This window comes from Citrobacter sp. HN-141 (genome assembly GCF_033341895.1).
GTDB lineage: Bacteria > Pseudomonadota > Gammaproteobacteria > Enterobacterales > Enterobacteriaceae > Citrobacter.
The window spans coordinates 1-22,147 of record NZ_JAWPBF010000013.1; the positions used below are offsets into that span (position 1 = coordinate 1).

Annotated in this window: 26 protein-coding genes and 1 riboswitch; of the genes, 5 read left to right on the forward strand and 21 right to left on the reverse strand. The window is 51.5% G+C overall.

Features of this window, described 5'->3' with window-relative positions; all coding sequences use genetic code 11:
- Nucleotides 1–105: 105 nt before the first annotated feature.
- The 3 genes from sbmC (at nucleotide 106) to RYZ59_RS16125 (ending at nucleotide 2,313) form a co-directional block, all read left to right on the forward strand.
- Complete coding sequence (gene sbmC, locus RYZ59_RS16115; protein WP_005128054.1) at nucleotides 106–573, forward strand: DNA gyrase inhibitor SbmC; 468 nt, start codon at nucleotides 106–108, stop codon at nucleotides 571–573.
- Between the two features lie 107 nt (nucleotides 574–680).
- Entirely contained in the window at nucleotides 681–1,739 is a 1,059-nt protein-coding gene (locus tag RYZ59_RS16120) for an FUSC family protein (RefSeq protein WP_137382382.1), read from the forward strand.
- Between the two features lie 238 nt (nucleotides 1,740–1,977).
- Nucleotides 1,978–2,313, forward strand: coding sequence for a DUF496 family protein (locus RYZ59_RS16125; RefSeq protein WP_005128046.1), 336 nt, complete (start codon nucleotides 1,978–1,980; stop codon nucleotides 2,311–2,313).
- A gap of 40 nt (nucleotides 2,314–2,353) precedes the next feature.
- On the opposite strand, the gene RYZ59_RS16130 is transcribed toward RYZ59_RS16125, so the two are convergent.
- From RYZ59_RS16130 to pduA, 21 genes are all read right to left on the reverse strand, one after another.
- Nucleotides 2,354–3,220, reverse strand: coding sequence for an L-threonine kinase (locus tag RYZ59_RS16130; RefSeq protein ID WP_202038934.1), 867 nt, complete (start codon nucleotides 3,218–3,220; stop codon nucleotides 2,354–2,356).
- A 92-nt stretch (nucleotides 3,221–3,312) separates the two neighbouring features.
- Nucleotides 3,313–4,527, reverse strand: a complete 1,215-nt coding sequence (locus RYZ59_RS16135) for an acetate/propionate family kinase (protein ID WP_137382380.1) — start codon at nucleotides 4,525–4,527, stop codon at nucleotides 3,313–3,315.
- Complete coding sequence (gene pduV / locus RYZ59_RS16140; protein ID WP_005128040.1) at nucleotides 4,512–4,964, reverse strand: propanediol utilization protein PduV; 453 nt, start codon at nucleotides 4,962–4,964, stop codon at nucleotides 4,512–4,514. The genes RYZ59_RS16135 and pduV overlap by 16 nt, the downstream gene beginning before the upstream one ends.
- A 4-nt stretch (nucleotides 4,965–4,968) precedes the next feature.
- A complete protein-coding gene (pduU, locus tag RYZ59_RS16145) occupies nucleotides 4,969–5,319 on the reverse strand; it encodes a propanediol utilization microcompartment protein PduU (RefSeq protein WP_048212006.1) in 351 nt (116 codons plus the stop codon).
- Nucleotides 5,319–5,873, reverse strand: a complete 555-nt coding sequence (gene pduT, locus RYZ59_RS16150) for a propanediol utilization microcompartment protein PduT (RefSeq protein ID WP_040231922.1) — start codon at nucleotides 5,871–5,873, stop codon at nucleotides 5,319–5,321. The genes pduU and pduT overlap by 1 nt, the downstream gene beginning before the upstream one ends.
- 2 nt (nucleotides 5,874–5,875) lie before the next feature.
- Nucleotides 5,876–7,231: a cobalamin reductase PduS gene (gene pduS / locus RYZ59_RS16155; protein WP_318049604.1), complete on the reverse strand. Its 1,356-nt coding sequence runs from the start codon at nucleotides 7,229–7,231 to the stop codon at nucleotides 5,876–5,878.
- Nucleotides 7,228–8,340, reverse strand: a complete 1,113-nt coding sequence (locus tag RYZ59_RS16160; RefSeq protein ID WP_318049602.1) for a 1-propanol dehydrogenase PduQ — start codon at nucleotides 8,338–8,340, stop codon at nucleotides 7,228–7,230. Before RYZ59_RS16160 ends, pduS begins: the two co-directional genes overlap by 4 nt.
- A 10-nt stretch (nucleotides 8,341–8,350) precedes the next feature.
- On the reverse strand, nucleotides 8,351–9,736 hold the full coding sequence (gene pduP / locus RYZ59_RS16165; protein ID WP_318049600.1) for a CoA-acylating propionaldehyde dehydrogenase PduP: 1,386 nt from the start codon (nucleotides 9,734–9,736) through the stop codon (nucleotides 8,351–8,353).
- Nucleotides 9,733–10,740 carry a two-domain cob(I)yrinic acid a,c-diamide adenosyltransferase PduO gene (pduO, locus tag RYZ59_RS16170; RefSeq protein WP_318049597.1) on the reverse strand — a complete coding sequence of 336 codons (1,008 nt, stop codon included), beginning with the start codon at nucleotides 10,738–10,740 and terminating at the stop codon, nucleotides 9,733–9,735. The genes pduP and pduO overlap by 4 nt, the downstream gene beginning before the upstream one ends.
- Before the next feature lie 8 nt (nucleotides 10,741–10,748).
- A complete protein-coding gene (locus RYZ59_RS16175; protein ID WP_318049595.1) occupies nucleotides 10,749–11,024 on the reverse strand; it encodes a EutN/CcmL family microcompartment protein in 276 nt (91 codons plus the stop codon).
- Nucleotides 11,025–11,027: 3 nt separating this feature from the next.
- Nucleotides 11,028–11,519, reverse strand: coding sequence for a microcompartment protein PduM (gene pduM, locus RYZ59_RS16180; RefSeq protein WP_318049593.1), 492 nt, complete (start codon nucleotides 11,517–11,519; stop codon nucleotides 11,028–11,030).
- Complete coding sequence (locus RYZ59_RS16185; protein ID WP_271442443.1) at nucleotides 11,516–12,148, reverse strand: phosphate propanoyltransferase; 633 nt, start codon at nucleotides 12,146–12,148, stop codon at nucleotides 11,516–11,518. The genes pduM and RYZ59_RS16185 overlap by 4 nt, the downstream gene beginning before the upstream one ends.
- Nucleotides 12,148–12,612 (reverse strand): BMC domain-containing protein, encoded by a 465-nt coding sequence (locus tag RYZ59_RS16190; RefSeq protein ID WP_318049590.1) that lies wholly within the window; start codon nucleotides 12,610–12,612, stop codon nucleotides 12,148–12,150. The genes RYZ59_RS16185 and RYZ59_RS16190 overlap by 1 nt, the downstream gene beginning before the upstream one ends.
- Nucleotides 12,613–12,636: 24 nt before the next feature.
- Entirely contained in the window at nucleotides 12,637–12,912 is a 276-nt protein-coding gene (gene pduJ / locus RYZ59_RS16195; RefSeq protein WP_001057752.1) for a propanediol utilization microcompartment protein PduJ, read from the reverse strand.
- A gap of 19 nt (nucleotides 12,913–12,931) precedes the next feature.
- A complete protein-coding gene (locus RYZ59_RS16200; RefSeq protein ID WP_318049588.1) occupies nucleotides 12,932–13,282 on the reverse strand; it encodes a glycerol dehydratase reactivase beta/small subunit family protein in 351 nt (116 codons plus the stop codon).
- Nucleotides 13,272–15,104: a diol dehydratase reactivase subunit alpha gene (locus RYZ59_RS16205; protein WP_318049586.1), complete on the reverse strand. Its 1,833-nt coding sequence runs from the start codon at nucleotides 15,102–15,104 to the stop codon at nucleotides 13,272–13,274. The genes RYZ59_RS16200 and RYZ59_RS16205 overlap by 11 nt, the downstream gene beginning before the upstream one ends.
- A gap of 15 nt (nucleotides 15,105–15,119) precedes the next feature.
- Entirely contained in the window at nucleotides 15,120–15,638 is a 519-nt protein-coding gene (gene pduE, locus RYZ59_RS16210) for a propanediol dehydratase small subunit PduE (protein WP_137382368.1), read from the reverse strand.
- A gap of 14 nt (nucleotides 15,639–15,652) precedes the next feature.
- Nucleotides 15,653–16,327 carry a propanediol dehydratase medium subunit PduD gene (pduD, locus tag RYZ59_RS16215; protein ID WP_202038925.1) on the reverse strand — a complete coding sequence of 225 codons (675 nt, stop codon included), beginning with the start codon at nucleotides 16,325–16,327 and terminating at the stop codon, nucleotides 15,653–15,655.
- Nucleotides 16,328–16,337: 10 nt separating this feature from the next.
- Nucleotides 16,338–18,002, reverse strand: coding sequence for a propanediol dehydratase large subunit PduC (gene pduC / locus RYZ59_RS16220; protein ID WP_005128020.1), 1,665 nt, complete (start codon nucleotides 18,000–18,002; stop codon nucleotides 16,338–16,340).
- Nucleotides 18,003–18,020: 18 nt separating this feature from the next.
- A complete protein-coding gene (gene pduB / locus RYZ59_RS16225; RefSeq protein WP_318049584.1) occupies nucleotides 18,021–18,833 on the reverse strand; it encodes a propanediol utilization microcompartment protein PduB in 813 nt (270 codons plus the stop codon).
- Nucleotides 18,833–19,114 (reverse strand): propanediol utilization microcompartment protein PduA, encoded by a 282-nt coding sequence (gene pduA / locus RYZ59_RS16230; RefSeq protein WP_003030255.1) that lies wholly within the window; start codon nucleotides 19,112–19,114, stop codon nucleotides 18,833–18,835. Before pduA ends, pduB begins: the two co-directional genes overlap by 1 nt.
- A gap of 525 nt (nucleotides 19,115–19,639) precedes the next feature.
- Here pduA and pduF point away from each other — a divergent pair.
- Both pduF and pocR read left to right on the forward strand, forming a co-directional pair.
- Nucleotides 19,640–20,449 (forward strand): propanediol diffusion facilitator PduF, encoded by an 810-nt coding sequence (pduF, locus tag RYZ59_RS16235; protein ID WP_318049582.1) that lies wholly within the window; start codon nucleotides 19,640–19,642, stop codon nucleotides 20,447–20,449.
- A gap of 202 nt (nucleotides 20,450–20,651) precedes the next feature.
- A complete protein-coding gene (gene pocR, locus RYZ59_RS16240) occupies nucleotides 20,652–21,563 on the forward strand; it encodes a transcriptional regulator PocR (RefSeq protein ID WP_005123057.1) in 912 nt (303 codons plus the stop codon).
- A 332-nt stretch (nucleotides 21,564–21,895) separates the two neighbouring features.
- A riboswitch (cobalamin riboswitch) is annotated at nucleotides 21,896–22,071 on the forward strand.
- The last annotated feature ends 76 nt before the right edge of the window (nucleotides 22,072–22,147 follow it).

Sequence of the window (22,147 nt, forward strand, 5' to 3'; positions counted from 1 at the left end):
TCGTCCATGGCGGTGACCTCTGGCGATTAAATACACCATTATCATGCCTTCAGCCACCACAACAAGGGAAGACCCATATAAATACAGTGTAGCGACGGAGGTTATATGGAGTACGAGATAAAGCAGGTCGATAAACGCAGGATTGCCGGTTTTCATATGGTTGGACCGTGGGAGCAAACGGTAAAGCAGGGTTTTGAGCAGTTAGTCATGTGGGTGGATGACAAGCAGATAGTGCCGCTGGAATGGATCGCCGTTTATTACGACAACCCGGATGTTGTGCCTGCTGACAAACTGCGCTGCGATACTGTGGTTTCCGTCGCAGAGAATTTCGAGATCCCAGAGAACAGCGAAGGAGTGATACTGACTGAACTGGCCGGTGGTGAGTATGCTATTGCTGTTGCTCGTGTTGAAAATCATGACTTTGCGACGCCATGGTATCAATTTTTTAATCTTCTGTTACAGGACGCAACATACCAGATAGCAGCCAAACCCTGTTTTGAGATTTATATGAATAATGGCATGGAAGACGGTTACTGGGACATCGAAATGTATGTGCCAGTACAGCCGAAGTAGCTGTTTTTTGCGTAAATCAGGGTGAAAGTCCTGGTGATAACGATGATGTTTTCACTAAAAAAGCAGGTACAATTCTGTTCTTTGCTATTCCCTGACGGAGTGGATGAGTGCGTGCCGATAAGTCGCTGAGTCCTTTTGAAATTCGTTTGTATCGTCATTATCGCGTAGTGCACGGTATTCGCATTGCGCTGGCGTTTCTTCTTACTTTTCTGTTGGTTCGCCTGCTGGATATTCCTGAAGGTACGTGGCCTCTGATCACGCTGGTGGTGATTATGGGGCCCATTTCATTCTGGGGTAACGTCGTCCCAAGAGCGCTTGAACGCATTGGCGGGACGATTCTGGGCTCAGTACTTGGGCTGGTTGCTCTGCGTCTCGAACTCCTGTCACTTCCGCTTATGCTGATATGGTGCGCAGTAGCGATGTTTCTCTGCGGCTGGCTGGCATTAGGTAAAAAACCCTATCAGGCGTTGCTGATTGGCATAACGCTTGCCGTCGTCGTCGGGGCTCCCGCGGGTGACATGAATACAGCGTTGTGGCGCGGTGGCGACGTGATTCTGGGATCGTTACTGGCGATGCTGTTTACCGGTATCTGGCCGCAGCGGGCATTTATTCACTGGCGTATTCAACTGGCGCATTGTGTCACGGGGTATAACCGGGTGTATCAGGCTGCGTTGTCACCTAACTTGCTCGAACAGCCCCGACTGGAGAAGCATTTACAACAACTACTGAGTGACGTTGTCAAAATGCGTGGACTAATTGTTCCTGCCAGTAAAGAGACCCACATCCAAAAATCAATCTTTGAAGCTATTCAGACGGTTAACCGCAATCTGGTGTGCATGCTTGAGCTGCAGATCAACGCGCTGTGGGCGACGCGTACCAGCCACTTTGTGATGCTGAACGCGCATACCCTGCGTGAAACTCAGCTCAGAACGCAACAGGCGCTACTGACGATCACTCATGCGTTATATGAAGGTAATCCACAGCCGATACTCGCCAATACGGAAAAACTCAATGACACCGTGGAAGAGTTGCGCCAACTCATCGCTGAGCATAAGGGCGATAATGTTGCTGAAACACCTATTCACGGCTATGTCTGGTTGAATATGGAGATGGCGCGGCAGCTGGAATTGCTCTCACATTTAATTTGTCGCGCGCTGCGCAAATAAAGAGCAGATGAGGGGATTGGTTCTACTGCTGCTTCGATTCAGCAAAGATTAAGGGTATGATATTGAAAAAGGCTAAAACCATTGGTAACTACAATGGCTTTACCCTCGATAATTCAGGTTTCAGCCAGGCATTATCAATGCAGATGCAACTTGAAGTATGGCGGGCATGAAAGTAATGTTGACCCACTTTAGCCGTTGTTTTAACGAATCCGAATCTCACATTATCAGGGGTGTAAAAATGGAAACTACCAAGCCTTCTTTCCAGGACGTGCTGGAATTTGTTCGTCTGTTCCGTCGTAAAAACAAACTGCAACGTGAAATCCAGGACGTTGAGAAAAAGATCCGTGACAACCAGAAACGCGTCCTGTTGCTGGACAACCTGAGCGACTACATTAAGCCGGGCATGAGCGTTGATGCTATCCAGGGTATCATCGCCAGCATGAAAAGCGACTATGAAGATCGTGTAGATGATTACATCATCAAAAATGCAGAGATCTCTAAAGAACGTCGTGATATCTCTAAAAAGCTGAAAGCCATGGGTGAAGTGAAAAACGGCGAAGCGAAAGCAGAGTAACGTTTTATGGCAGTAGGGGGGCGCTGCTAAGCGGCGGTCCCTACTGTAGTTTTACCCCGCCTGTAACCATCCGCAGTAAATGCTGCTCAGGCCAGTGAGTTGTCAGTTTTTTCTGTGCCAGCATCCATTTGATGTAATCAACATCATGACGTTTTCTGTCCAGCATCAGACCCACCACGCTGCCGCTGTGCGCAACGTTCACCCCGTATAAATCACATTCTTCTACCAGCGCCAATAGCGAATCGAAATCTGGTTTTGGCAACAACATTTGGCTGGCGATTGCGCTAAGCGTGGCTGCCTCTCCCATCCGATAGGGATTTTGACTAATACAGGCTTCCTGTACTTTTTCCCATGCGCGTTTAAGCGCGGGAGCACCTGCCTGTAGCCCGGGCTGGCGCGGAATGCGGTGATAATCTGCGGTACGTAGTGTTTCCGGGCTTTCCAGAACCAACAGGTCAAGCTGGGGCTGCGCTTCACAGGGAATTTGCGTAGAGGCGTCGTTATGATCGAAAAGGGTTAACTGATGGAAAACGGTGCTGTCGGTAGGTTCAAGAGAAACGCAAAGCTGCGCCAGAGTAGGTTCATCTAGCTGATGACCCAGAAAATGAGCGGTGGCTAGCGCGGTGGCGGCAATATCCGCGGTGCTACTGGCCATTCCTTTCGCAATGGGAATCGTTGACTGGATATCTATTCGAATACCCTGACTGATATGCGCCGGGTAGTGCCAGTGCTGCAATAACCGGTCAACCATCGCTCGCGAAAGTGGGCGTTCATCCACTCGTGGTGAACCTGAACTGACCTCGACGGTGCTATACCATTCAACCGGGCAGGAGACCAGTTTCTCACTGCCCAGAATCCAGCCCTGGATAAGTTCTCCGCACGATGCGGGACATTGCGCAACAGCCACGTCTTCACCTTTGTGATCAGCAATCCTCGGCGCATAGTGTCATGGCGATCGCGCTATTACCATGATTTGCCGCAATTTGCGGTGCAGCAGGATTAAGCAGGAATGCCCAATGTCACAGTTTCTGATATCGCTATACGCATAACATCCTGCGCGATCATCAACTCTTCATTGGTATTTATAACGGCCACTTTGACCAGCGCAGTTTCAGTTTGAATGAAGGTTGCGTTGCGCCGATTTTTTTCATCATCAACAGCCAGACCTAAGAAATTCAGATTGTGGCAAATCGCAGCGCGTGCTCGGGCTGAGTTTTCACCAATTCCACCCGTAAATACCAAAGCATCCAGACCGCCCATCTGCATAATATAACTGCCTATAGTGGCGCGAATTCGTTCTGCAAACAGCGTAAGTGCGAGTGCAGCCTGTGAGTTGCCTTCGTCTGCGGCGCGTTCAACGTCACGATAGTCTGATGAGATACCGGAAACCCCAAGTAATCCCGATTCATTGTTGAGGAGTTGGTTAAGTTGCTGCGGTGTTTTGCCTTCGCGCAGGGCAATCCACGGCAAAATAGACGGGTCAATATCTCCGCTGCGCGTACCCATCATCACGCCAGACTGTGGTGTAAAGCCCATCGAGGTATTCACCGATTTTCCGCCCTTGATGGCACAGATGCTGCTGCCATTACCAAGATGACAGCATACGACGCGCAGTGCGCTGAGCGGGACGCCCAGCTTTTCAGCCAACGCGGTACTGACGTATTTGTGGCTGGTACCATGAAAACCGTAACGCCGAATTCCCAGCTCTGAGTAATAGCGCCAGGGCAGAGGATAAACAAAAGACGGCTCAGTCAGCGTTTGATGAAAAGCAGTGTCAAAAACTGCGACGGCAGGTGCCTCGGGTAATAACTGACGAAAAACTGCGATCCCCAGCGCATTAACCGGGTTATGCAGTGGCGCCAGTTCTGCAAGACGCTCGATTTCGGCCAGTGTTTCATCGTTGACGAGGGCGGAGTCTTTAAAAGACTCACCACCATGTGCGACGCGATGACCGACGCCATCGATCTCTTCCAGACTCTTGATGATGTTCAGGCTAAGCAGTTTTTCCAGCAACAGTGTTACTGCTTCACGGTGATCGGCAACGGGTAACGTCTCCTGCCATTTCTGTACGGGTGTTTTAAGCGTGACCTGCGCGTCAGACATCCCGATACGTTCAATCAGTCCCTGGCAGATCATTTCACCCTGCGGCATCGCCAGTAACTGAAACTTAAGTGAAGAGCTACCCGCGTTTATGGCCATTATTTTGTGAGACATGACGGTTCCTTTGCATTCAGAAAAATGAACATCTCATCGACCCCGGTATTCTCCAGCGCGCTGGTGATAAACACGTTCTGCGCTCCTGCCTGCACCAACCAGCTTTCTACGAGTGAAATTCTCTGGGGGTTAGCTAAATCGGCTTTGGTGACGAGGCCGATAACAGGTCTGTTCATTGGGCCAGTAAAGCCGGGGGAAAAAGGTGACCATGGGGCGTCGGCATTCAGTACCAGAGCGATAATGTCAGCTTCACAGGCGCTGGCCAGCAACGCACTGTACAGGCAGCGGTTCTCAAGATATTCACCCGGCGTGTCTATTGTCGTTGGCGACCAGACAATCGCCTGAGTTTTCTGGTAATGAAGTGCTTCTCCACGCAGACATTGTGTGAGTGAGGTTTTACCGCACTGGCTGGGGCCAATTAGCATGATGCGTTTCATGTGGTTACGTCCGGGTAATAGGGCACGCAGTAAAACGCATCATTTCGCCAAGCGTTCTGGTTACCTGTTTCAACGCGTACTCAACGGCTGAAACATCACCCGTCAGTACGACTGCACCGGTAAAACGATCGAGAAAACCAATCTCTACCGCACCAGATTTCGTGGCAATATCACAGGCGATAATCGAGGCTTCACTGGGCGTAATGGTTAAAATACCAATGGCAGAGACAGAATCCTGCAACCCCAGTTTTTTGAATAAATCTTTACCTGGATTAGCAATAAGATGCGCCAGCGTGACCTGCTTGCCGGGTACGTATTCCTGGATCATGCGATCCGTCGGCGGTTGTCTGTCCATTATCCCTCCACTATTTGCCGCCACATGCTTTCATGCGGGCGTGGTATGACGGAGCGATAAACCAGCAGACCTTTTTCCCCGGCGCTTTCGCTGGCGACTGTCACGGCGTTATTGACATCGGAAACATCGCCCGCGACAACCATGTAGCATTTACCACCAATACCGAATGCCATATGTACCCGTACCAGCGTGACATTGGACGCTTTAACTGCACGATCGGCGGCACAGATACAAGCCGCTACGCTCCAGGTTTCAACAATCCCGACGGCCTGATGCTTATCCACACTGTTAAGACCGCTAATTGCCGGGAGAACGCTGGCATGAATGTTTGGGAGCACCAGACTGTCGACGAGCATATCGCCAGCAAGAGACGTCCCTGTTGCAATGGCCTGCTGCACTGCGCCTACGTCACCCCCGAGCATCAGTAAAAACTTTCCAGGGCAGATGGTTTTGCTGACCAGCAAATTCACATTCGCGCTTTTTAGCATCGCATCACCGGCTTCCATCCCTTTGGCGATGCTGGTGAGTTCTAAAATCCCTATAGCCTGAGACATGATTAACCTCTTATTACCGTGATGGATTGCCCGGTTATCTCGCTGACAAGACCGTCAATACTGGCGTGGACAGGTGCGCCTAACGCGCCTTCGGGTACATCAGCAACACATTGTCCACGAACAACACGCTCACCTTTTTGCACGCAGGGGATAGCGCTGGCGCCAATATGCTGGCGTAACAGCAGTGTTGTTTCGTCTGTGGCGTAATCGGCTTCAGACAGGGGCGCGTCGTGGTACCAGTCGCTGAGGCCAAGTTTGGTGATGAGTCGTTTAACCGGAATCAAACGGTACTTCGCCATTTCGTCTTCGGGATTTAGTGGTCCCTCATAACGATGGTTAAGCGCCCGTAGTTCACGTTTGAGCATACGGTTGATGCGCATCGGCGAAATGCCTACCGGACAAGCCACACTTTCACAGACATTGCATTCTGAACAGGTCAGGGCAGTGAGCAGCAGCTGCGGGGTGGCTGCCTGTTGGTAGTTCACTGCGCGAACCAGCAGATGCGGTGATAGTTCATGACCGATTAAGTGTCTTGGGCATAAATCAGTGCACAGACGACATTGCTCGCAAACGGTTTTTGCAACCGCAAGCACGGTGCGTTCGTCCTGCATTCGTCGTTGAATCAGCGCATGGGACTTGGGCAATACCAGTAGCCCCCCGGTGGTCTTGCTCACGGGAGTATCGAGTGAAGTAATCAGGCCACCCATCATCGGACCGCCGTTGATAAAACCAGGATCGTCAACGGTGGCGCCACCCGCCAGTGCCAGGACTTCGCGTAAAGACATCCCGATGGGAACACTCAGCGTTAACGGTCTGGCGACCGCACCGTTGACGGTCAGCGTGCGACGGGTAACGGGGTACTGCTGTTCAACCGCTCTGGCTATATTGAGCACGGTCTGGACGTTATTGACCACCACGCCTACGCTAACGGGCAGCGCGGCTGGAGGAACCCGTCGTCCCGTTGCCATCCAGATGGTCAGCACCTCGTCACCGGCCGGATACACATCGGGTAAAATATGTAACCTGATGTTGGTCGGTAAAAGTGGTGTTAACGCATTGATGGCCTTTTGATATTTTTCTTTGAGGGCAATAATGCCTGTATTGGCCCCTGTTGCTGTCATGGCATACTGAACGCCACGTATCAGCCTCGCCGCTTGCACCGCCATTAATTGTTGATCGACTTTCAGCATTGGCTCGCATTCTGCGGCGTTCACCAGAAACGTATCAACCTGCGCCTGGAGTTTAACGTGTGCAGGAAACCCTGCACCACCGGCCCCAACCACGCCTGCTGCACGCACGCGATCGCGTATCGTTTGTGCGTCATAAAGAACATGTTCTGCCGTCATGGCTGTATTCATAATAATTCCTCAAGCAGTTCCTGAATGGCACTGGCATCGGCTACGCGGGGATTGGTTTGCAACGTGACATCAGCCAGCGCGGCCTGAACCATCGCCGGTATACGTTGCGACCAGGTATGCTTCTCGTCTTTCAGTGCATCAATAAATGCCGGTAATGCGCACTGTTTTTTGAGTTGTTCAATATGATGAATAAGTGCATTGAGTGCCGCCGTATCATTCGCACTATCCGGGCATAAATGGCAGGCTTTCGCAAAACGGGCGTAGCGCTTTGCCGCCCGTGGGTCGCGCGCATTAAACTGAATGACATAAGTGAGTAACAGTGCGTTAGCCAGTCCATGGGGTAAGTGAAACTGACCACCGAGCTGATGGGCAATGGCGTGATTGATACCCAGCCCCGCCTGGCTAAATGCCATCCCTGCCAATGTAGATGCATTGTGCATTTTCCCCCGAGTTGCCAGGCAATCGCCTTTGCTAACCGCAACAGGTAGGTACTGGAAGACAATTTGCGCGGCTTTTTCCGCCAGCGCATCCGTGAAGTCACTGGCTTTTATCGATACATAGGCTTCCAGCGCATGTGTCAGGACATCCATACCGGTATTCGCAGTAATGGCAGGAGGGACGCTGACAACCAGCGTAGGATCAAGAATGGCCATGTCAGGGTAAAGGGCGTTATTAAATAGTGGATATTTAATACCTTTCTCCGGATCGCTGATCACGCAGGCGCTGGTTACTTCCGAGCCTGTACCGCTGGTGGTGGGAATGGCCACACAGGTTTCAATTTCAATACCAAACTGACGGCTGAACCAGACGATAGCTTTGGCGGCGTCAAGTGCGGAGCCACCACCAAAGCCAATCACCACATCCGGTTGCAGGGACTGCATTTGTGCAATCCCCTGGACTACCGTACCAATGGTTGGGTCGGGGGTGATATCACTGAAAATGCTGATGCGATTATCCGCGGGCAGCGTATTTTGCAGCTTTTCAATCAGGGGAGAACGTGCGAGAAAACCGTCGCAAATAATCCAGATATGTTTATTGGAGAAACGCTTAAGCACATCCAGACTTCCCTGGCCGCTGAACAATCGTGTTTGCAGTGAAAAGCTATTCATAACGGCCTCATTAGCGAATAGAAAAACCGTTGGTGAGCACGCAACGACGAGAGCGTGCGAAAGTTCGCGCTGACGTCGTGCCTTCACCAGTAGGGGTAGCGATAGTAAAGGTGGTAAAGCCTTCACCACCGACACCAATACCGGCGTAAGAGGGGCCATTTTTCACAAAGATAGAGGTCTGAAGGGTGCGGGCAGCAAGATTCAGACGTGACACGTTTTGTGAATGCATGATGGCAGTGTGATGCAGTCCCTCTTCAACTTTCAGTGCCAACGCCAGTGCACTGTCAAAATCCTTTACGCTCACGATGGGCAGCATTGGCATCAACTGTTCGCTGGTGACCCATGGATCGTCAGCATTGACGATGCCAATCAACAGGCGAGGTGTTTTTGCCGGAACCGGTATGTCCGCAGCTTCAAGCAGGGCTGCTGGACTCTTTCCAACCAGTTTTTTATTGGCTATGCCTTCAGGCAGACAGGCGGCGCGCAGTTTGTTGATGTCTTCGTTGTGCAGAAGTAACGCGCCAAAAGACTGCATTTGTTGGACCAGTCGTTCAGCAACAGCATCGACAACAATCAGGCTTTTCTCAGCAATACAGGGCAGGTTGTAATCAAACGATGCACCGTTGATGATATCTTCAGCTGCTTTAACCAGGTCAGCAGTTTCATCCACAATACAGGGTGGGTTTCCTGCGCCAGCACCAATAACTTTCTTCCCGCTTTTCATACCCATAGCAACAATGCCAGGGCCGCCGGTAATCGCCAGAACTGCGATTTTAGGGTGAGCCATCATCTGCTGGGTAGCTTCAAAAGTAGGTTCTGTGACCGTGACGACAAGATTCCTAATCCCGCAGCAGCGGAAGGCAATATCTTCAATCATGGCAATCAGTTTCAGTGATACCACTTTTGCGCCAGGGTGCGGGCTGAAGTAAACGCTGTTTCCCGCGGCCAGCATGCTAATGCTGTTATTGATGATGGTTTCCGTGGGGTTCGTACTTGGCGCAACGGAGCCAATCACCCCAAATGGAGAGTACTCAAACAACACCATGCCACCGTCACCGGTAAGTGCAGTGGTGGTGAGGTCTTCGATGCCTGGGGTGTTATCCAGCGCAGCTTTATTTTTAAGGAACTTATCCTCTTTATTGCCCATTCCCGTTTCGGCGGCGCTCTCGGCGGCCAGTGAAGCCAGGTGAGGCGTCAGCTCTTCCCGCAGGGCGTTTATGATGGCACTGCGGGTTTTCAATGGACATTGCTGGTAACGCAAAAAAGCCTGATGAGCGGCATCGATCGCTTCGCCGACGCACGGAAAAATTCCGTTACCCTTAACGTCTGTTTTTGCCGGGGTGAGTTGCTCAGTCAAAATGTTGCGGATAAGGGTTTCAAGTTCTGAAGTATTCATTGATGTGTTCTCACGTTAATCGCCGCAATGGCCGTTTCTGCAATGTCCATATCCTGCTCAACGCTTCCTCCGCTGATGCCAAGACCCCCAAGGAGTAAACCCTCACGCCATAATGCGTAGCCGCCGCCAAAGGTGACGACTTTTCCCTGCATATGGCTTTCCAGACCGTAAAGCGCAGCGCCTGGTTGTACCACCGATGCCAGCTCATGCGTGGCGGTTTTCATCGCCACGGCGGTCCAGGCTTTTTTCGGTGCCAGTTCGCTACTGACGAGTAATGCGTCAGGCATGCGCCAGGTCACCGTTTGGGTCCCGTTCACATCGACAATGCTGATGACGACCGGAACCTGAAGTTCTTCTGCTCTCGTTACCGCAGCGCGAGTGAGTTGATGGAGCTCCTGAAAAGACAGAGACATAGCCGACTCCCTGGTCGTTGAAGTACGGATGACGGAGAGATAGCGCTCCACCACTTTCTGAATAATGTCGTTTTGATGGGCGTCATGATCTTCGGCGCGAGCAAGCGCATATAAGCAGTCGGACAGGCGGTTGATATAACGCATCAACACATGTCGGATGGAGACATTGGCCGAGAGTTCGACCAGCCGCCGTTCTGCGCGACGAGCCAGCGTGCGGGCGAAGTGTAGCCGGCTGGCGGCTTCGCTGCGGCCAGGTAAAATAAAGCTGCGCAGTGGAGGAATTCGCCCCATGGCGGTATCGATGGCGGCTTCCAGAGCCGCAATTTCTTCCGAGCTGATGTATCGCTGATCGGGTGTGGGCTGTTCGCTTTCGCTGGCCAGTTCGGCACTGAACCAAAACAACTGCAGCTGAATATTTTCAAGTAACAGGCGGTGTTGTGGGTTTTTCACTGCACAAACGCACAGGCTCAGCGTCGCATTCAGTTCGTCCAGCGTACCGTAAGCCTCGACGCGCGGGTGCGTTTTGCTCACGCGTTGCCCGGTAAAGAGGGCAGTTGTGCCGGCATCGCCAGTGCGGGTATAAATCGCCATAGTTCCTCCTAACGAGAAAGCGTGTCGACGATGCCGACGATCGCCAAATCGATGGCCTCATTGGGACCGGAAAAAACGTGTCTGGCACTGGAACCACTGCTGAGTAATACCAGTTCGCCGGTTCCTGCGCCGACAGAATCAACGGCAACTTCATCTCCACTTACCGGGGTCGCGGGAAGCTCTCCGTCAGCACTCACCCGACGTACCAGCAACAGTTTTTTCCCCACCAGTGATGGTGACTTTTGCGTAGAAACCACAACGCCTGTAACCCTTGCCAGATACATGGTTCACTCCTGCTTAATTAATTGAACATTTCGCGTACTAACCGCTTCCCGAGCCAGCGCCGTCACGACACAGCGACGACGCAACACCAGGATGCCACCGTTAAGTTGGGCAACATCGGCATAACTTAAGAGCGTTTCAGGATGCAGCATGACGATGTGCCCCAGTTCATTACTGAACTCCAGCGGCAGTCGCGCGAGCTTTTTCACGGGGAGTGCTGGTAGCAGCCGATGCTGTAGAGTGATTTTTACGCGAAGCCCGCATGCCAGCGCCTCGTGGATTGTTACCGCCGCGACACTGGCCGGAATGCAATCCGCAATTTTTTCCAGTAAAGGCAGGTCTGCCTGCAGGAGGTGCAGTGACGAGTACTGACAACATAATGTCCGGGAATCGATTTCCCGTAACTGTGCGACGCTCAGCGTGATGGTACTTTCCGCGCGTTTTTTGAGCCGGGAAACAACTTCCTCAATGATGCGTTGCAGCAGTTCGTTGTTCATCGTGGAGTCACCAATGTGGCAAATGCCTGCGGATTATCAGCGCCTGCGGCATTGGCTTCGTCTGTATCGATATGCATCTCAAGGCGCATATCCGGTGAAACGCGTACGGCGACATTATCGAAAATCAGTCGGCGTTCATCGCCATTGATTGCCACGGAGACTTTATCGCCATGAGATACGCGCAGTATCAGCGCGTCCAACGGCGACATATGGATATGTCGCTGGGCAACAATAACCCCGGAGGGTAACTCCAGTTCAGCAAAGGGGCTGATAAGACGAATGCCAGGCGTTCCCTGAATATTACCTGACATGCGCAGCGGTGCTGCGATGCCTAGTGTGCGGGCGTCGGTACGCGATATCTCCACCTGGCTAGTACTACGCAGTGGACCAAGCAAACGCACATTCTTTAACTGACCTTTCGGTCCGACCAGCGTGACGGTCTGATCTGCGGCATATTGTCCGGGCTGCAACAGGCCCTTTTTCTCGCTAATCGGCTGGTTAGGGAACAGGCGAATGTAGTCCTCGGCGCAGAGGTGGATGTGGCGGTTCGAAATCCCGAGAGGAATAGGGCGTTCACGCATTTCATCCAGTACTTTACTGACCGTTGTTTCCAGTTGCTGTTTATCCATTACGCTTCACCTCGTTTGCCCGAGTGCAGGCAGAGAGCGCGTGGCTCACCTTTCTGGCGAGGGCAAGCAGGGTCAAGACACAGATTACAGCTAATCAACCCAGCCTGTTGCGCAGCTTCAGGTAATGCAATTTCTGTAGCCATCTCTTCTTGCTCTTGCGATACATCAGGTATCGGTTCTGGCGCTGGCTGCACGGGCACACTGTGGGAAAGAATGCCTTCTCCCGGCCTGGAAATGACCCTGTGCGCGACCAGTCCATTTCGCAGCTCTGCTAAATTAACACCGGTGGATATAGCCGCCTGAACGGAGGCCACATCCCCGATGATTTTGATCACCGTCCAGCCTGAGCCGTTGGTTTTTTCGAGGCCCACCAGCGTGATGGAAGCGGCTTTCGCCATGACGTCCGCGCAACTGATGGCTAATGCCAGACCACTAACTTCAAGTAATCCCAGTGATTGCTTCACGCTGTGCTCCTTGTTTACGGCGATTTATGCGGATTTAGGTAAAATGGCTTCAACGTCGCTGTGTGGACGTGGGATAACGTGACAGGATTTCACCTCTCCAACAGCGCTCGCTGCTGCGCTTCCTGCATCTACTGCCGCTTTTACGGCACCGACATCCCCGCGGACCATCACGGTGATAAGTCCTGAGCCGATTTTTTCGTAACCAACCAACTGCACATTTGCGGATTTCACCATGGCATCAGCGGCTTCAATAGCGCCGACAAGCCCTTTTGTTTCAACCAGTCCCAGTGCGTTATTCATACTGCTTTTCTCCTGTGGATTATGAGTGGCAGTCCCGGAAGGGGATGCCTTTTACCAGTCGCGCAGCGTTATTACCGATGCTCCGGCGAGCGTGGCTATTTTGTTGATATGTCAGCGTAAAAAGTGGCGCTGAGGTGGGTAGATTCTTATAGTGCACAACCAGCTTTTCCCGGCTACATCCAATGCCGACCAGCAACGGTGACTGACTGGCGGCCAGCCATGCGTTATGGATAATGTCAGTCGAGTGAGTCTGTTGAATCACGAAGGGGATACCTTCTTCTTCAATGCCCAGCAGAACGTCATTCCAGATGTTTGCGCAGTCACCCATGGCGACTATCACGATAGCGGGTGCAGTGAGGTTACTTTCCATGAGCGAATGCCTTGTACCAGGAGAGAATTAACCCCGTCGCAACCGCGTTGCGCGGGCCTTCCGTGCCCCGAATATTGCCGCGACCCGCAACCAGGCGATAATGAGCCAGTGCATCAGTAACCAGTTGCGGAACTTCGAAGTCCAGCGAGGAACCTCCAACCAGAACGACAAAAGGAATGTCCCGAATATTCCCGGTCGGGCTAACCTGTCGCAACGCTCTCAGCGCGTTGGTAACAAAAACACGCTCTTTAGCGCTGCGGCGAATGGCACGCACTTTTTCCAGCGCCAGATCGCCGGGCAGTGGCACCAGTTCATCCGGTTTTACAACGCATACGCGAGCGAAAACGGCAGGAGGGAGAGGTGTTGGGAAGAACTGGACGCTGCCATCTTCGTGGCGCAGGTGGAATAAACTCTCCACTTTCGCCAGCGGGTACTTCTTGATTTCTTCCGCCAGATAACGGTCATCCAGACCCAGTTCGCGGGCAATAATCATCGTGACCATATCGCCTGCGCCTGCCAGGTGTGTGGCAATAATGTCGCCCTTAGGATTAATGATAGAGGCGTCAGTAGATCCGGCCCCAAGATCCAGAATAGCCAGTGGACGTGTGGTACCCGGTGTGGTTAAGGCGCCCAGAATAGCGGCTTCGGCTTCGGCGCCGCCAACCTGGACGTCAATGTTGAGTTTTTGCGTGATTTCCTGGGCAATCATCGCCATTTGCAGACGATCTGATTTCACCATAGAAGCAATACCAACGGCCTGTTCCAGTGAAAACTCGCCGGCAAGTCCCCCGGTCACGCTGACTGGAACTGAAGTATCAACTGCCAACAGATCCTGAATAAAAATTTCATGACTGGGCTTGTTGGTTAATTCAGCCATTGTCTGGCGAACGTGCTCCAGCATGCCGCCAATATTGGTTCCCGCCTCTCCGGTGACGTTATCCAGTTTCGGGCATTCGCCAACCGCTTTCATAATTGCGTCGGCACCTGCCGCGACGTCGACGCGCACGGTTCGTCCTTGCGATTGCAGTTCGAGGTTTCCGGCTGGTATTGCACGAGCCTTCACATCACCTGACGGCGTTTTCACCACTACCGCAGAACGGTTGCCAATCAGTGCGCGGGCCATGGGGACAATGTTTTTGGTCTCGTCGGCATTAAGGCCAAAGACGGTTGCAATCCCGTAGGGGTTAGAAAGGGTTTCGATAACCTTGCCTGGAACCGCGACCTCAATGGCAGCCAGCATACCCAACGGGATGCGGTCGATATGAAGGACTTCATCGACGATGGGCAGGGGATGAGTCAGACGATTACTGACCAGCACGCCATCGTCCTGCTGCAAAATAACGCCGGTTAACCGGTATCCGGCACGGACGGAGGCATTAATCATCGTAGCGACATCGGCGAAATCAAATGCCGATGATACGACCAGAATATAGGGCGTATCCGCCGGACGACTGAGGAGGTCTTCCGGCGTAATAGTGACGCCCACGCCTAACCCGACGCCGCCCGGCGTTTTAGGGTTATGGCCGATCATGGTGGATTCTGTGATGATGGTTTCGGTTATCGTTTCCATCGCCACGTCACCAATGACCGGAGTGGCTTCGTTAATACGGATGAGCGAAATATCGCTGACATTGATACCGGCGTTTTTTGCCGCCAGCGTAAGTGCCTCCTGAATGCCAAACACATTACGTAATGTGCCTTTAATCCCGGTGGTTTCCGCCAGTGCGCTGCCGGTGATGCTCAGCGCGCCAGTCTCATCCAGGGTTGCCAGTGCGACTTCCGTTGATGAGTTTCCTATATCAATGCCAGCTATATATCGCATCGTTTCACCCTGACGTTAGTCGTCGCCTTTAAGTTTCTTACGCTCTACATACAGCGCTGCTGCTTCACGAACGAACGCGGCACAGATCTTCGCCTGATAGCGACTCTCCAGATCGTCGGCGATGGCCATCAACTCGTCTTTCGTTGAGCGATAAGGCCGTAACGCGTTGTAGATCTCAAGAATGCGGTCGTCAGGTACAGCAGTCAGTTCGGCTGCACGTTCGAAGTTCATCGCCAGTCTGTCACGACCGGCGTCTTTGGCGATGTCCGCCTGAATACGCAGCGTTTCAGGCGTGATACGCATATCCTGCGCGGTCACTTTATTGCTCAGAACATTTTCGAGCGTGAAGTCATCCAACGTTTTGTTGGTCGCGGTTTTGACCCACTCAGGATGCTTATTCGCCAGGGGGTAATCCGTGACTTTTGCGGTATGTGCTGGAGCTGCCGCCGTAACGGGAGAGGTTGTTTCTCCTTGCAGGCTGTTCATCCGGCTCAACACATCCCGAACCATCGATTCAATTGCGTCGGTATTCATGGAGTTATCCTTTATCAAAGCGCCACGCGCAGTTCCTGCGGGTTTTTGCCCGTCACGACGTATTTGGTCTCTTTAATGTGCAAAATGGCTGATTTCGCCTGATACTTCGGACGCGCCATTTGGTCATTCAGCGTCGGGACCGGTTGCGGAGACTCACGCTTGGCGTAACGCGCGGCGTTCTTACCAATCTGACGATAGGTTTCCAGCGTCAGCAGCGGCGCCTGTGGGAACAACTCCAGGTTAGAAAGCGGCGGTAACCCTTGCTGGTGGATAACCGTGGTGCCTTTGGACTGAATGCCAATTGAGATCCCGGAACCACTCAGGCGGTTACCTTCCACAGCCACAAACGCAACATCGGAAGATTTAAAGCAACGGATTACGCGTGCTTTAATTCCCTCTTCTTCAATACCGGCTATCACTTCGCGCAAAATATTTTTGTGCGGAATACCGACGATATTGACGGTTTGTGAGAGTCCAAACGCCGGACCTACGGCAATAATGACTTCGTCCTGCTGCTGACCTTGTTTGGCTTCGCCAATTTCGGTCAGAAAACTGTCACCCTGTACCGTTGCAGCCTGTGGCGCGCTGGTCGCGGCCGATGCGCGAAAAGAAACAGGTTTATCGCTGGTCTGCATTTCAGCCAGCACATCCTCAATTATCTGACGCAGCAGTTTTTCATTGATTTCCATTGTTCACCCCTTAGCCAAGCTCGTTGGGATCAAGTGCGCCAGGGATGTTTTTAATTTCTTCCCAGCGTTCGCCTTGCAGGCGATAACCTGTTGCCGGACCGGCATAATCGTTGACGTCATTCACTGCGGAAAGCACTTGTCCGTCGCCGACGATAATGGCGGAGGTATGCAGATAGTCTCCGGTTAACTTGGCTTTTTGGATGTTGAGCATGTCTTGCGCCACATCGGTAAACCCACCCTGAGCAAGGGCTTTCACCACTTCCAGGCCGTTGCGGTTTTTATTGATGATCTCTTGCGCAAATTTGATGTCTTCAACGATGTTACGCTCTGGCATATCTTTTGAACCGTGGGCGTAGGTCGCGGCCTCGACTTCTTCGTCGGTGATTGGCGGTAATCCCATCCCGGCGAATACGGCCTGCAGTGCGCGAGCTGCTTTATTGCGAATGGCGATAACGTCTTCTTCACGCACCGGACGCAGACCACCGTCGACTTTCAGATCGCGCTGGATGACGTTGTAATCGTCAAAATCTTCGGCATCCTCGTTGGAACCGGCGAACATGTTGTCGTAGTTCGGAACAGCGGAATAACCAGATGAAATGAAATCTGTACCCGGTAAGAATTGCATCAGCAGACGAGCAGTACGACGCATATCGGAGTGGGTAAAGGTCTGGTCATTACTGGAGGCGCACTCCAGATCCAATGACGAGCAGATCAGGTTTTCTGCCAGCACCGCGCGAATACCTGATGGCACGGCTGAAGGTACGCCAATGCAACTTACGGAACCGTTTTGCAAACCCTGAACGCCAGCTGCCTTGGTGATGTAAATGCAGCGCGCTTCCAGATAAAGCATCGATTTGCCTTCGGCGTAGCCCATCTGAACTTCTGAACCGGAACCAGAAGTGAAGCGCATTTTCAGGCCGCGTGAGGCGTAAGAAGAGGCCAGAAAACCTTTTGACCATGGCGTGTCGTCACCGTCGGTAAAGACGGGTTCAGTACCGTAGACGGAGATGGTTTCTGCGTAACAGGTGTGGCCCAACATGCCGAGTTTCAGCTCGGTGGCTTCTTCCAGAGAACACTGAGTTAACACGCCAGGGCGTCCAACCTGCGAACCTACCAGCAGAGCAATCGCGTTAAACGGTGCGTAACGCGCAACAGCAACGGTCGTTTCCTGCTCATCAAATCCACGCCAGGCGCCTTCTGCCGCATCGGCGGCAATCTGTACCGGGTTGTCTTTGACGTTAGTCACGTGTGCTTGTTGAGACGGCGTACGGCGGGCACGCATTTTCTGCATTGCCATCATCATCTCAACGACGTTCATGTGCGAAACCACTTCCACTATTTTAGCTGGCGTCATTGCAGTGGTCAGAGGAACAATGTCCATACGCTTGACGTTGGGGTCGCAAAGCATATTGGCGAGTTTAACCGAGTCCATCGCCATCACCTCTTCAGCGCGAGCCAGGTTAATGCCGTAGCGTGCGATGAAGTGGTCAATCAGATCAAATTCACTGGCGGATTTACCGTCCAGCTCAGTGACCATTCCGTTGACGATTTTAATCGACGGCTTAGGGTCGTTCGGGCTTTCCATCGCAATGAAGCCTTCTTCGATCCACTCCTTAACGAAGCCGTCCTGATTCACAGGGCGTTTCGCCAGTGCTTCAAATCTTTTCGATCTCATGAATCAGCCTCACTGATATCAGATGTAGGACGGGCGGTCGTTTTTGGGTTCTGAGCCGAGGGTCGCCAGCACGGTTTTACCGATCTCACGGGCTGAGATAACGGCCTGACGCACAGCCCCGGAGTCACCGGAAATGACCAGAATGGCTTCGTTGCTGAAACTGGTGCCATGAGCGGGGGAACTGTAGGCCACCACTTCAACATTGGCGGATTTCAGCGCCGTATCGGCCATCAGTACACCAACGGAGGCAGGGGCACCGACGATAACGCCACAGGCACGACCAATTGGCGCACCAAAGGCTTTTTCCAGCGCGTAGCTGGCGCGCGCCGTGTATTGCATTTCGATGTGTCCGGCTTCATTGGCGTAGACATCGCCAAAGGTGCGATCCAGCTCTTTCAGCGCAACTTCAATCCCGCGCTTCACGTCAGAAACGTCGTTACCGCCTAAGATAATCAGCGAGCCGTGACCCGCGCCGCCTTTGGTATCACGAGGAAGCTCAATACTGACGACTTCAGTATTGGTGGCTTTTACCGCTTCATCGGCGGCCATGATGTGTGGGCCTGCGCCTGTGCGTGCGCCGAGGATACCGATGGAGCGATAGCGTTTTTCAAGTTTCATCGCGTCCAGTAAGGCACTGTCTACGTTGGCGATCACCAGACCGACGGTGTCACCAATCGCAGTACCGACAAATTCCGTTAAACTGCAGCTCTTCTCTGCCATAGCCGTTTCTCGTGTTGGGTGAGTATTTTCAGGGATAGCCTGCCGTTCTGGCGTTGCCACACGAGCAATCACCTGTGCCATGATCTGTTCAACCAGCTCATTGCTGCCCATTAGCTAATTCCCTTCGGTAAGATTTTTTCGACATCGGTGTGAGGGCGTGGGATCACATGTACGGCTTTCACTTCTCCCACGTTGCGTGCGGCGGCGGCACCGGCATCTGTTGCTGCTTTAACCGCGCCGACATCCCCGCGAACAATGACTGTTACCAGCCCTGAACCAATTTTTTCGTAGCCGACCAGCATCACATTGGCTGATTTCACCATTGCGTCTGCGGCCTCTATGGCTGCAGTTAAGCCTTTGGTTTCTACCATTCCTAACGCTTCTTGTTGCATAAAGACCTCGCCTGGGTTGTCCCGATTTTCATGACTATAAAAAGAAGCGAGGAAAAAGAATGGCTGACTTGAAAGTGTGAGTGAAAAAATAGTGAGGATAGGGTGATATAAAATTGCTATTATCTACCGTAATGTGTTATTTTTAAAGTGTTTATTAAATGTTGGCAATGTGACAAATTAGTTATGTTAATTCCATATTTACACTTTTGAAGGTGACAATATAAATATCATTTGCTATGCGATGAAAATGAAATTGTGATGGTTGTTTGAAAATTAACATCTGCTATAAGCAATATTTTATTATTTTATAAATATGCTTTTAATAAGGATTTGGCCCATTAGGTGGCGTGTTTTTATAAAAGTGATGACAAGAATTTGCTATCACAACACGATTTTGACGCACATACCGCCCTCAGGTTGCCAACAATTTGCCGACACCGCTTTTTATAGTAAGTCTCGAAGTATTCTACGAGCCAGCAAGGAGACCGCTGGTAAAGACACGAACTCTGCTTAGAAGGTGTCACAATGAACGATTCACTAAAAGCGCAATGCATTGCCGAGTTTTTGGGTACCGGGTTATTTTTGTTTTTTGGCATTGGATGCCTGAGCGCCCTGAAAGTAGCCGGTGCCAGTTTAGGGTTGTGGGAGATCTGCATTATATGGGGACTGGGAATCTCTCTGGTAGTTTATCTGACAGCAGGGATCTCGGGTGCGCATCTCAATCCCGCTATCACTATCGCACTGTGGCTGTTTGCCTGTTTTCCTGGCCGCAAAGTGTTGCCGTACTCCATTGCTCAGGTAGCTGGCGCCTTTGGTGGCGCTCTGCTCGCCTATTTGTTGTATGGCAGTTTGTTTATCGAGTACGAAACCGCCCACCACATGGTGCGGGGCAGCCTCGAAAGTTTGCAGCTTGCCAGCATATTTAGTACTTATCCTGCCGCTGCACTCAGCGTCTGGCAGGCTGCACTGGTGGAAGTTGTGATTACCTCCATTCTGATGGGGATGATCATGGCGCTCACCGATGATGGCAATGGGATTCCCCGGGGGCCGTTAGCACCACTACTGATCGGTATTCTGGTGGCTGTTCTTGGGGCATCGACCGGGCCGCTTACCGGATTCGCCATGAATCCGGCTCGTGATTTTGGGCCAAAATTGTTCGCATGGATGGCGGGCTGGGGCGATGTTGCGATGACCGGGGGGCGTGATATTCCTTACTTTATTGTCCCGATCGTGGCACCTATCATTGGCGCTTGTGCGGGAGCAGCAATTTATCGTTACTTTATTGGCAAAAACTTACCGTGTAATAGCTGTAAGCTGGAGGAAAATGAGCGTTAGCTTCACGGAAAATGTTTATTTTTGAAATGTAAAAACTGTTTTCGTGATCGGGTTTCCTGAACCGCTTAAAAAGTCTCCCAAGAATGGGAGACTTTTGTTATGTTCGAATACGCCTTTTATCATTGCGTTGGATCGCGAGATGAAAAGTATATGTAAATAATATGTTTTATCTATAACAATAAATTAACTGAGAGGTTTTATCATGATTTCTGCGAGTGCCCTGAACTCAGAACTCATTAATAAAATCGCACAGGATTTTGCGCAGGCCACCAGTCTGGCTGTTGTGGTTGTCAATATTCACGGTGATGAAATTTCTGAGCTTTTTAATTTCACCCCTTTTTGCCAGTTGATGCGCCAGCATCCTCAGCATAGTACGCGATGTCGTATGAGCGATCGCTGTGGGGGACTGGAAGCCTCAAAATCCGATCAACCCTGCATTTATCGCTGCCATGCCGGACTTACCGACTTCTCCATTCCGCTGGTCATTGCGGGACATCTGGTTGGGTTTGTCTTATGTGGTCAGGTGCGCCTAAGCAATGACGTGGGGCTGGTGGATATTCTGAACGTGGACGACCGTTGGCAAGCCGATCCCGAACTGGTGAGTGAATTTCGTAATGTACCGGAAATGGACTATTCGCGGGTTATTGCTTCCGCGGATTTGCTAAAGCTCATTGTGGAAAATTGTCTTAAAAAACAACTGAATTTCGTCGTAATCAAAGACAATCCGCAACAGTCAGAGCCGGTGCGGGCTAATCGTAGCCCGAACCCTCATGACAGTAAAATGAAGAAAGCCTTGCGTTATATTGATGCGCATTTATCAGACGAGCTGCGTCTGGAAGATGTTGCCTCTCACGTTTATCTCAGTCCTTACTATTTCAGCAAATTGTTCAAAAAATATCAGGGGATAGGGTTTAACGCATGGGTAAATCAACAGCGAATGGCGAGCGCCAAAGAGTTGCTTTGTCATAGCGACTGGAGCATCGCCAGTATTGCGCGAAATTTAGGCTTTTCACAAACCAGTTATTTTTGCAAAGTTTTCCGTCAAACGTACCAGGTTACGCCGCAGGCTTTCCGGCAGCAAATAAATGTCATCTCATCTGAAGAGACCGCTTAAATAGCAATAATTTGCTATTGCCGATTTTTGATATCGTACGCTATGTCAGTCATTATAAAATGAAAAATAACTACAGCAGTCAATAAATTGTCATAGCGCAACAAAATAATAGTATTTGAGGGATAAACTGCACCAGTTTTTATTTTTGTGATGAGATACAGTGTCTGTGTGAAAGACTTTCTTTATTCTTTAATGACGCTTTCATTCAAAAAATGAACATATGAATAAACGGGTTGAGGCCATAACATTGGTTGAATGTACCCGGCTAGATATTAAATTGAATTATTGTCATGAGGTCGTGAATTTGCCTCAAGACACAGAGCCAAATTAAATCGGCTCTTGAACTGACAGGTTTGCCACATTTGTGGTAGGGAAGGGGGTGAGAATCCCCCGCAGCCCCCGCTGCTGTGATGCTGACGACCCCGTATAGACCACTGATCGCAAGATTGGGAAGGACGGGCGAGGACGACGCTAAGCCAGAAGACCTGCCTGTCGGTGACTACCAACAACTTCGGTGGGAAGTGGGTTGCGCAGATGCATACAGTCGAGAGACTGGGTATCTATACACCCCTACCACCCTGAAC

What these genes read in the sequence shown, in the direction of transcription:
- sbmC (WP_005128054.1), top strand. Translation starts at nt 106, where the DNA reads ATGGAGTACGAGATAAAGCAGGTCGATAAACGCAGGATTGCCGGTTTT.
- RYZ59_RS16125 (WP_005128046.1), top strand. Translation starts at nt 1,978, where the DNA reads ATGGAAACTACCAAGCCTTCTTTCCAGGACGTGCTGGAATTTGTTCGT.
- RYZ59_RS16135 (WP_137382380.1), bottom strand. Translation starts at nt 4,527, where the DNA reads ATGTCTCACAAAATAATGGCCATAAACGCGGGTAGCTCTTCACTTAAG.
- pduV (WP_005128040.1), bottom strand. Translation starts at nt 4,964, where the DNA reads ATGAAACGCATCATGCTAATTGGCCCCAGCCAGTGCGGTAAAACCTCA.
- pduU (WP_048212006.1), bottom strand. Translation starts at nt 5,319, where the DNA reads ATGGACAGACAACCGCCGACGGATCGCATGATCCAGGAATACGTACCC.
- pduT (WP_040231922.1), bottom strand. Translation starts at nt 5,873, where the DNA reads ATGTCTCAGGCTATAGGGATTTTAGAACTCACCAGCATCGCCAAAGGG.
- pduS (WP_318049604.1), bottom strand. Translation starts at nt 7,231, where the DNA reads ATGAATACAGCCATGACGGCAGAACATGTTCTTTATGACGCACAAACG.
- RYZ59_RS16160 (WP_318049602.1), bottom strand. Translation starts at nt 8,340, where the DNA reads ATGAATAGCTTTTCACTGCAAACACGATTGTTCAGCGGCCAGGGAAGT.
- pduP (WP_318049600.1), bottom strand. Translation starts at nt 9,736, where the DNA reads ATGAATACTTCAGAACTTGAAACCCTTATCCGCAACATTTTGACTGAG.
- pduO (WP_318049597.1), bottom strand. Translation starts at nt 10,740, where the DNA reads ATGGCGATTTATACCCGCACTGGCGATGCCGGCACAACTGCCCTCTTT.
- RYZ59_RS16175 (WP_318049595.1), bottom strand. Translation starts at nt 11,024, where the DNA reads ATGTATCTGGCAAGGGTTACAGGCGTTGTGGTTTCTACGCAAAAGTCA.
- pduM (WP_318049593.1), bottom strand. Translation starts at nt 11,519, where the DNA reads ATGAACAACGAACTGCTGCAACGCATCATTGAGGAAGTTGTTTCCCGG.
- RYZ59_RS16185 (WP_271442443.1), bottom strand. Translation starts at nt 12,148, where the DNA reads ATGGATAAACAGCAACTGGAAACAACGGTCAGTAAAGTACTGGATGAA.
- pduJ (WP_001057752.1), bottom strand. Translation starts at nt 12,912, where the DNA reads ATGAATAACGCACTGGGACTGGTTGAAACAAAAGGGCTTGTCGGCGCT.
- RYZ59_RS16200 (WP_318049588.1), bottom strand. Translation starts at nt 13,282, where the DNA reads ATGGAAAGTAACCTCACTGCACCCGCTATCGTGATAGTCGCCATGGGT.
- RYZ59_RS16205 (WP_318049586.1), bottom strand. Translation starts at nt 15,104, where the DNA reads ATGCGATATATAGCTGGCATTGATATAGGAAACTCATCAACGGAAGTC.
- pduE (WP_137382368.1), bottom strand. Translation starts at nt 15,638, where the DNA reads ATGAATACCGACGCAATTGAATCGATGGTTCGGGATGTGTTGAGCCGG.
- pduD (WP_202038925.1), bottom strand. Translation starts at nt 16,327, where the DNA reads ATGGAAATCAATGAAAAACTGCTGCGTCAGATAATTGAGGATGTGCTG.
- pduC (WP_005128020.1), bottom strand. Translation starts at nt 18,002, where the DNA reads ATGAGATCGAAAAGATTTGAAGCACTGGCGAAACGCCCTGTGAATCAG.
- pduB (WP_318049584.1), bottom strand. Translation starts at nt 18,833, where the DNA reads ATGGGCAGCAATGAGCTGGTTGAACAGATCATGGCACAGGTGATTGCT.
- pduA (WP_003030255.1), bottom strand. Translation starts at nt 19,114, where the DNA reads ATGCAACAAGAAGCGTTAGGAATGGTAGAAACCAAAGGCTTAACTGCA.
- pduF (WP_318049582.1), top strand. Translation starts at nt 19,640, where the DNA reads ATGAACGATTCACTAAAAGCGCAATGCATTGCCGAGTTTTTGGGTACC.
- pocR (WP_005123057.1), top strand. Translation starts at nt 20,652, where the DNA reads ATGATTTCTGCGAGTGCCCTGAACTCAGAACTCATTAATAAAATCGCA.